Origin of the sequence: Flavobacterium sp., assembly GCF_043720215.1 — a bacterium.
GTDB lineage: Bacteria > Bacteroidota > Bacteroidia > Flavobacteriales > Flavobacteriaceae > Flavobacterium.
Window position 1 is genome coordinate 1 of the sequence record NZ_JAYSSZ010000216.1, and the last position, 8,403, is coordinate 8,403.

The following is an 8,403-nucleotide window of genomic DNA, read 5'->3' on the forward strand; positions in this document are numbered from 1 at the left end:
GTAGTCTTTTTGAGTACGCTTTACATAGCGAGGTTCCTGGGTGTTTTCCATAACGATGAATTTATGTATCGCTATTTTAGGACAAGACAAATAGGTAAAAAAAAACAGGCAATAATAATTGCCTGTTTAAAATTGGTTTTTTTTTTATTTTAATAATATTTTTTTTAAGAAAATTTTATTATTTGATTTTATTTTCATTATGTACATTCCACTTGCTATATTATTTAAATCTAATTGTTGATTATCATTAGAATTATTTAATTCAAACGATTTAACAATTTTTCCAGTTAAATCTGAAACTTGAATTTCAGTTAAAGGAATTTTTTTAATATTTCTAATTGTTAAAAAATTTTGTATGGGATTAGGAAAGAATGTAAAATCGTTTAGTTCTACAGAATCACTCAAAGATAATGTATTTGCATATATTTGAACTTCGGCTACTTGAAAAGTACTTTGAGGTCCACATAAATTTGTGAAATTAACTCGGTAATATCCATAGGTTATAGTATTTACAAATGAGTAACTAATTACTGTATTTCTAGGTTGTCCACAAATAATTATACCGTTATAAATACTTGTATAGATTATACCATCATTTGAGCCCAACAATTGAAAATTTTGTGGATCACGATTAGGAATGTTATTAGATAAAGTAATATCAATTCTAATTGCAACTTGAGGATTAGATGACACGTTTACTTGAAAACCCATACCATCATTAATATTTGTGTCAGAAAATTTAGTATTAATGTCTCCGTCAATTATTTTTCCAATTTCTTCTCCAACTGGTGAGTTTACAACTAAATATGGAGTTATAGGCGTTGTTGAACTCAGCAAAGGAGTTTGAGAAAAGCTTATTGTTGACGCCAGTAATGCTAAAAATAAATAATTTTTTTTCATCTTTTTTAATTTAAAGTTATGTAAAGTTATACAAAAAAAGGTTTCTAATTTTATTTTTTCTAAGAAATGTAAAATTTAATTACAAAATGCCCCATAAAATAAAACTAAATAGAATATTCAAAAAAAAAGTACCTTTATACCCACAAAAAAAATAAAAATGAAATTTAAAACTTTTTACTTAATACTATTCATTCTACTTCTATTACATGTAAGCTGTAAGAGAGAAACCGATTTTGATCCTAATGCGCCCGATGCATTAACAACCAACAGAGATACATTAGCAAATCCTTCCGATGATTTTTTTGCTTATGCCAATGGTGGCTGGTTTAAGCGTAATCCAATTCCTGAGACGGAAAGAAGTAATGGTATTTTTAGAACGATTCAAGATACTATAAATAATCAGATAAAGTCTATTTGTGAAAAATCGGCTGCTGCAAATGCTGACAAAGGAACGAACAAACAAAAAATAGGCGATTTCTATGCTTCTGGTATGGATACTATTTCGATTAATAAGTTAGGAATTTCACCATTGAAATCAGAATTAGCAAAAATTGATGCAATTAAAGATGTTTCGTCTTTATTGAATTCTATTGCCTATTTACATACTATTGGTGCAAGTCCAGCTTATGGATTTTATGTTGGTCAAGATGATAAAATTAGTACTAAATATGCACTTTTCTTCTCGCAAGGTGGATTAGGAATGGGAAATCGCGATTATTATTTCAATACCGATAAAGAAACTGTTACCATTCGTACTGAATATGTAAAACATCTAGAAGCTATGTCGAAACTAATGGGTAACGATGAAGTGAACTCTAAAAAGAACGCACTAGTTATTATGAAATTAGAAACCGAATTAGCTAAAAACTCTCGAAAGTTGGAAGCTTTACGTGACCCAATTAAGAATTATAACAAAATGTCAGTAGCACAATTTAAATCGGCTACGCCAAATATTGCTTGGGATAAACTATTGCCTGTAATGAATATTAAAAATTCAGATTCTGTTATTGTAGGTCAACCTGAATTTTATAAAGCGTTAGATAAAACCATTAAAACCTATTCGATAGAAGATTGGAAAACCTATTTAAAATGGGATTTAGTCAATAGTTATGCTTCATATTTAGGCGCTGATATTGAAAAACAAAACTTTTATTTCTATTCGACAGTTATGAGTGGTGTAAAAAAACAAAAACCTCGTTGGAAAAGAGTTGTAGAACAAACTGATGGTTCATTAGGAGAATTAGTAGGTCAAGTATATGTAGATGAATATTTACCAAAAGGAACTAAAGAAAAATTATTAGAAATAGGAAATAATATTCGTGATGTCTATGCAGAGCGTATCAAAAAATTAGATTGGATGAGCGAAGCTACTAAAGTAAAAGCTTTGCATAAACTATCTAAAATTGTAATGAAAGTTGGTTATCCTGACAAATGGAAAGATATGTCTTCTGTGATTATTGATAAAGGTGTTTACTGTGCCAATGTGATGTCTGTTAACAAATGGAGTTATAATTATATGTCTACAAAGTACGGAAAACCTGTAGATAGAACCGAATGGGGCATGTTTCCACAAACATACAATGCCTATTACAACCCAAGTAACAACGAAATTTGTGTTCCAGCTTGTAATATAATTGTTCCAGGTTTTGAAGGGCGTATGCCAGACGATGCTGTTTTATACGGAATCATTGGTGGTTCTACATTTGGTCACGAAATTACTCACGGTTTCGACGACCAAGGAAGTCAGTATGACGAAAAAGGAAATTTGAACAATTGGTGGACGGCTGATGATTTGAAGAAATTTAAAGAAAAAACCAAAGCTATAGTTGCACAATATAGTAAGTACGAAGCTTTACCCGGTAAATTCGTAAATGGCGATGCCACTCAAGGCGAAAACATTGCAGATTTAGGTGGAGTTGTCATGGGTTACGAAGCATTTAAGAAAACGCCTCAATACAAAACCAATAAGAAAATTGCAAAATTATCACCAGATCAAAGGTACTTTTTAGCTTATGGTTATGCTTGGATGGTAAATATTAAGCCAGAAGCACTTGGACAACAGTTGCTAACAGATGTTCACGCTCCAGCAAAATTTAGAATCAACGGACCTTTAAGTAATATTCCTGAGTTTTATAAAACATTTACTATCAAAGAAGGAAGTAAAATGTTTATAGCAGAGAAAGACAGAGTAGTCATTTGGTAGATTACTCTATTGTTTTAAAAATCCATTTTTAAGTTTTGCTTAAAAATGGATTTTTTTATTGGTGTTAATTATTGTTTTAACTTTTCTATATTTGTTCAAATTATAAAAAGTGAGTAATACCAATAAATTAAAAATTTTTAATGATCCAATATATGGTTTTATTACCATTCCTAATCCATTAATTTACGACTTAATTCAACATCCGTATTTTCAGCGTTTGCGACGTATTTCTCAAATGGGATTATCGTCATTAGTGTATCCAGGAGCTAATCACACAAGATTTCATCATGCTTTAGGGTGCTTGCATATCATGCAAAAAGCGATTCAAGTACTTCGATTCAAAAATACTGAAATTTCTCCTGAAGAAGAAAACGCATTGTATATTGCTATTTTGTTACACGATATAGGTCATGGTCCTTTTTCGCATGCTATGGAACACAGTATTGTAGAAGCTGTGCATCATGAGCAAATTTCGTTACTGTTTATGAATAAATTGAATGTTGAATTTGATGGAAAATTAGATTTAGCCATTCAGATTTTTAAAGAAGAATATCCACGTAAATTCATGTTACAGCTTATTTCTAGCCAATTAGATATGGACAGAATGGATTATTTGAAACGAGATAGTTTTTACTCTGGTGTCGAAGAAGGAAAAATAAATTCTGACCGATTAATCCAAATGATGAATGTTGTTGATGATGTATTGGTCATCGAAGAAAAAGGAATTTATTCAGTCGAAAAATTCTTAATGGCACGCCGATTAATGTATTGGCAAGTTTATTTGCATAAAACCAGTTTAGTGGCTGAGTTAACATTAACAAACACACTAAAAAGAGCCAAAGAATTATACCAAAAAGGAATTAAAATTGAATGTAGCGAAAACTTACTTTTTTTTATCGAAAACAAAATAAGCTTAACCGATTTCAATGATGCTATTCTAGATAAATTTGCGCAACTTGATGATACAGATATTATTGGCGCTATAAAACAATGGCAATCACATCAGGATTTTACTTTAAGTTCCTTGAGTAAAATGATAATCAATAGGGATTTACTTAAAATAAAAATGAATGAAGAAAAATTTTCTTCAGAAGAAGTTCACAGTTTAGTAGAACAATTTTCGAAAGAGAATAACGTTACTATTCAAGAAGCAAAATACTTTGTTTTTAAAGGAAAAATCAGAAATCAAGCCTATAGTAAATCGGCGGAGCCTATACGAATACTCAAAAAAGATGGTTCTATAGAAGATGTGGCCTTGTTATCCGATCAATTATCACTGAAAGCTTTATCGAAACAAGTAACTAAATATTTTCTTTGTTTTCCAAAACAACTCAATAAAAACTAAAGTTTCTTTTCAAAATTTTATATTTTTGCGTTAATGAAACGAGAAAAGCAAACTCTCGATTTAAATAAAAAAGAAGTTATCGAGTTCCATTTTATACAAATGGAAAATATAATCAGATAAAATGAAATTTACAGCCCAACAAATAGCGGAAATATTAGAAGGAGAAGTAGTCGGAAATCCGATGGCTGAAGTTTCTAAATTATCTAAAATTGAAGAAGGAACTGAAGGTTCATTAACTTTTTTGGCCAATCCAAAATACACTAATTTTATATATGAGACAAAAGCAACAATAACCATTGTTAACAATACTTTTGTGCCAGAAAATGAAGTTTCAACAACATTAATAAAAGTAGAAGATGCCTATGCTGCTTTTAGTAAGATTTTAGAATTTTATAATCAGGTTAAATTAAATAAAGTTGGTATTGAAGTACCTTGTGTGCTATCTGAATCTGCAAAACATGGAACTAATTTTTACCTAGGTAGTTTTAGTTACATAGGCGAAAACGTAATTATTGGAGATAATGTCAAAATTTACCCAAATTCTTTTATTGGTGATAATGTAATTATTGGCGATAATACTATTATTTTTGCAGGTGTAAAAATTCTTTCAGAATCACAAATCGGAGAAAACTGTAATATCTATTCTGGGACTGTAATTGGAGCTGATGGTTTTGGTTTTGCACCAAATCCAGATGGAACTTTTAGCAAGATACCTCAAATAGGAAATGTAATTATCGAAGATAATGTAGATATTGGAGCTTGTACTACAATAGACAGAGCCACAATGGGTTCTACAATTATTAGAAAAGGAGTGAAACTGGATAATCAGATTCAAATTGCTCACAATGTAGAAATTGGAGAAAATACAGTTATTGCAGCACAAACAGGAATTGCAGGAACTACAAAAATTGGCAAAAATTGCATGATTGGAGGTCAAGTAGGAATAGCCGGTCATTTGACAATAGGAAATAATGTCAGAATTCAAGCGCAGTCAGGAGTAGGAAAAAGTATAAAAGATGGAGAAGTTTTACAAGGAAGTCCATCGTTTGGATATTCTGAATATAGCAAATCATACGTACATTTTAGAAACCTTCCTAAAATAGTTACCGAAATAGAAGAATTAAAAAAAACAATAAAATAATTATGGTCAAACAAAAAACCATCAAAAACGAAATTTCTCTTACTGGAGTTGGGCTTCACACAGGAAATGAAGTAAAGATAACTTTTAAACCAGCACCAATAAATAATGGTTTTTCTTTTGTTAGAGTAGATTTAGAAGGCGAACCAATAATTGAAGCCGATGCAAACTATGTTGTAAATACACAACGTGGAACCAATTTAGAAAAATTAGGTGTAAAAATTCAAACTCCTGAACATGTTCTTGCGGCGTTAGTTGGTTGCGATTTAGACAATGTTATTATCGAACTAAATGCTTCTGAACTTCCAATCATGGATGGTTCTTCAAAATATTTTGTTGAAGCAATAGAAAAAGCAGGTGTTGCAGAACAAGAAGCTGAAAGAAATGTTTATGTAGTAAAAGAAGTTATTTCTTATACAGACGAAGCAACAGGAAGCGAAATAATTGTCATGCCATGTGATGATTATCAAGTTACTGCAATGGTCGACTTTGGTACAAAAGTACTAGGAACTCAAAATGCAAGTTTAAAAAGTATTGGCCAGTTTAAAACTGAAATTGCTGATTGTCGCACATTTAGTTTCTTACATGAACTAGAAACACTACTCGAAAACGGACTTATAAAAGGCGGAGATTTAAATAATGCCATTGTGTATGTAGATAAAGAAATATCTGATATAACAATGGACAGATTAAAAATTGCTTTTGGGAAAGATAAAATTTCAGTTACACCAAATGGTGTTTTGGACAACCTTACTCTGTTATATCCTAACGAAGCAGCACGTCATAAATTGTTTGATGTTATTGGCGATTTAGCATTAATAGGAACCAGAATAAAAGGAAAAGTAATTGCAAACAAACCAGGACATTTTGTGAATACTCAATTTGCAAAAAAAATGTCTAAAATTATAAAAACGGAACAGAGAAATCACATTCCAGTATATGATTTAAACAAAGAACCATTAATGGATATTCATAAAATCATGAGTATTCTTCCTCACAGACCACCATTTTTATTCGTAGATAGAATAATCGAAATGACCGAAAGTTCTGTAGTTGGTTTAAAAAATGTAACGATGAACGAAACATTCTTCGTTGGTCATTTTCCAGGAGCACCAGTTATGCCAGGTGTTATCATTGTAGAAGCAATGGCACAAACAGGCGGAATTTTAATATTAAGTTCTGTCCCTGATCCTGAAAATTACTTAACTTTTTTTATGAAAATAGACAATGTTAAGTTCAAACAAAAAGTATTACCAGGTGACACATTAATATTCAAATGCGATTTAATTACACCTATAAGAAGAGGTATTTGCCATATGCAAGCCCATGCTTATGCAAACGGAAAATTAGTTGCTGAAGCCGAATTAATGGCTCAAATCGCTAAAATATAATATTTTTTTGTTGATTTGATTATTCGGTTAATCAATAAAACAGTTAAACGATTAAACAAAATTTATGAATCAACCACTAGCATACGTACATCCAGGAGCAAAAATTGCAAAAAATGTTGTCATAGAACCATTTACAACCATTCATAATAACGTAGTTATTGGAGACGGAACTTGGATAGGTTCAAATGTTACCATCATGGAAGGTGCAAGAATAGGAAAAAATTGTAATATTTTTCCAGGAGCAGTAATTTCAGCGATACCACAAGATTTAAAATTTGGAGGAGAAGATTCGCTTGTTGTTATTGGTGATAATGTTACAATCAGAGAATGCGTTACCGTAAATCGTGGTACTGTTGCATCAGGACAAACAACCATTGGAGACAATTCTCTAATTATGGCGACAGCACATATTGCACACGATTGCCATATCGGCAAAAATGCCATTGTGGTAAATGGAGTAGCACTTGCAGGTCATGTTACTGTTGGCGATTATGCAATTATTGGCGGATTAGCGGCTATTCATCAGTTTATTTCAATTGGAGATCATGCTATGGTTTCTGGCGGATCGTTAGTAAGAAAAGATGTGCCACCATATACTAAAGCAGCAAAAGAACCTTTGTCTTATGTAGGGATTAACTCAGTTGGGTTAAGAAGACGTGGTTTTACTACCGAAAAGATAAGTGAGATACAAAGTATTTATAGAACCTTGTACCAAAAAAATTACAACACATCTCAAGCGATGGCAATAATTGAAGCTGAAATGGAAGCAACTCCAGAAAGAGATGAAATTCTTCAATTTATAAGAAATTCTTCTCGAGGAATTATGAAAGGATATACAGGAGTGTAACTTTTTGGTTATTTGTTGATTCGGTTATTTGTTTAATCGTCTTGACCGAATAACAGAATTAACAAATAAACGAATCAACAAATAAATAAAAAAAAATGGCATCTACATCAGATATAAGAAACGGATTGTGTATCAAATTTAACCACGATATTTATAAAATTATCGAATTTCTTCACGTAAAACCAGGAAAAGGACCAGCATTTGTAAGAACAAAACTACGAAGCTTATCTAACGGAAAAGTATTGGATAATACATTTTCGGCAGGACACAAAATAGAAGAAGTTCGTGTAGAAACACATACTTATCAATATTTATATTCTGAAGGAGATCAGTTTCATTTTATGAATGTAGAATCTTTTGAGCAAATTACTTTAGATAAAAAAATTCTTGATAATCCAGACTTATTAAAAGAAGGAACAAATGTAATGGTTCAAGTAAACACTGAGACTGATTTACCACTTTCAGTAGATATGCCAGCTTCTATCGTTCTTGAAGTTACTTATGCTGAACCAGGTGTAAAAGGTAATACGGCAACAAATGCAACAAAATCAGCTACGGTAGAAACTGGAGCTTCAATAA

General features: G+C 31.3%; 7 protein-coding genes. 6 read left to right on the forward strand and 1 reads right to left on the reverse strand.

Annotated features, from left to right (window positions below):
• Nucleotides 1–144: 144 nt before the first annotated feature.
• Nucleotides 145–900: a T9SS type A sorting domain-containing protein gene (locus ACHZC3_RS09900; protein ID WP_394759703.1), complete on the reverse strand. Its 756-nt coding sequence runs from the start codon at nt 898–900 to the stop codon at nt 145–147.
• Nucleotides 901–1,057: 157 nt separating this feature from the next.
• Between ACHZC3_RS09900 and ACHZC3_RS09905 the strand changes: the two genes are divergently transcribed.
• The 6 genes from ACHZC3_RS09905 to ACHZC3_RS09930 all read left to right on the forward strand — a co-directional run.
• Nucleotides 1,058–3,103 carry a M13 family metallopeptidase gene (locus ACHZC3_RS09905; RefSeq protein ID WP_394759704.1) on the forward strand — a complete coding sequence of 682 codons (2,046 nt, stop codon included), beginning with the start codon at nt 1,058–1,060 and terminating at the stop codon, nt 3,101–3,103.
• Between the two features lie 109 nt (nt 3,104–3,212).
• On the forward strand, nt 3,213–4,448 hold the full coding sequence (locus ACHZC3_RS09910) for an HD domain-containing protein (protein ID WP_394759705.1): 1,236 nt from the start codon (nt 3,213–3,215) through the stop codon (nt 4,446–4,448).
• Between the two features lie 121 nt (nt 4,449–4,569).
• The gene (gene lpxD, locus ACHZC3_RS09915; protein WP_394759706.1) at nt 4,570–5,589 is read left to right on the forward strand and encodes a UDP-3-O-(3-hydroxymyristoyl)glucosamine N-acyltransferase; all 1,020 of its coding nucleotides are present in this window, start codon (nt 4,570–4,572) and stop codon (nt 5,587–5,589) included.
• Between the two features lie 2 nt (nt 5,590–5,591).
• Nucleotides 5,592–6,977: a bifunctional UDP-3-O-[3-hydroxymyristoyl] N-acetylglucosamine deacetylase/3-hydroxyacyl-ACP dehydratase gene (locus tag ACHZC3_RS09920; protein ID WP_394759707.1), complete on the forward strand. Its 1,386-nt coding sequence runs from the start codon at nt 5,592–5,594 to the stop codon at nt 6,975–6,977.
• 64 nt (nt 6,978–7,041) lie between these two features.
• Nucleotides 7,042–7,824, forward strand: coding sequence for an acyl-ACP--UDP-N-acetylglucosamine O-acyltransferase (gene lpxA / locus ACHZC3_RS09925; protein ID WP_394759708.1), 783 nt, complete (start codon nt 7,042–7,044; stop codon nt 7,822–7,824).
• 95 nt (nt 7,825–7,919) lie between these two features.
• Nucleotides 7,920–8,403: elongation factor P (locus ACHZC3_RS09930; RefSeq protein ID WP_394759709.1), on the forward strand; the 484-nt coding region annotated here is incomplete at its 3' end.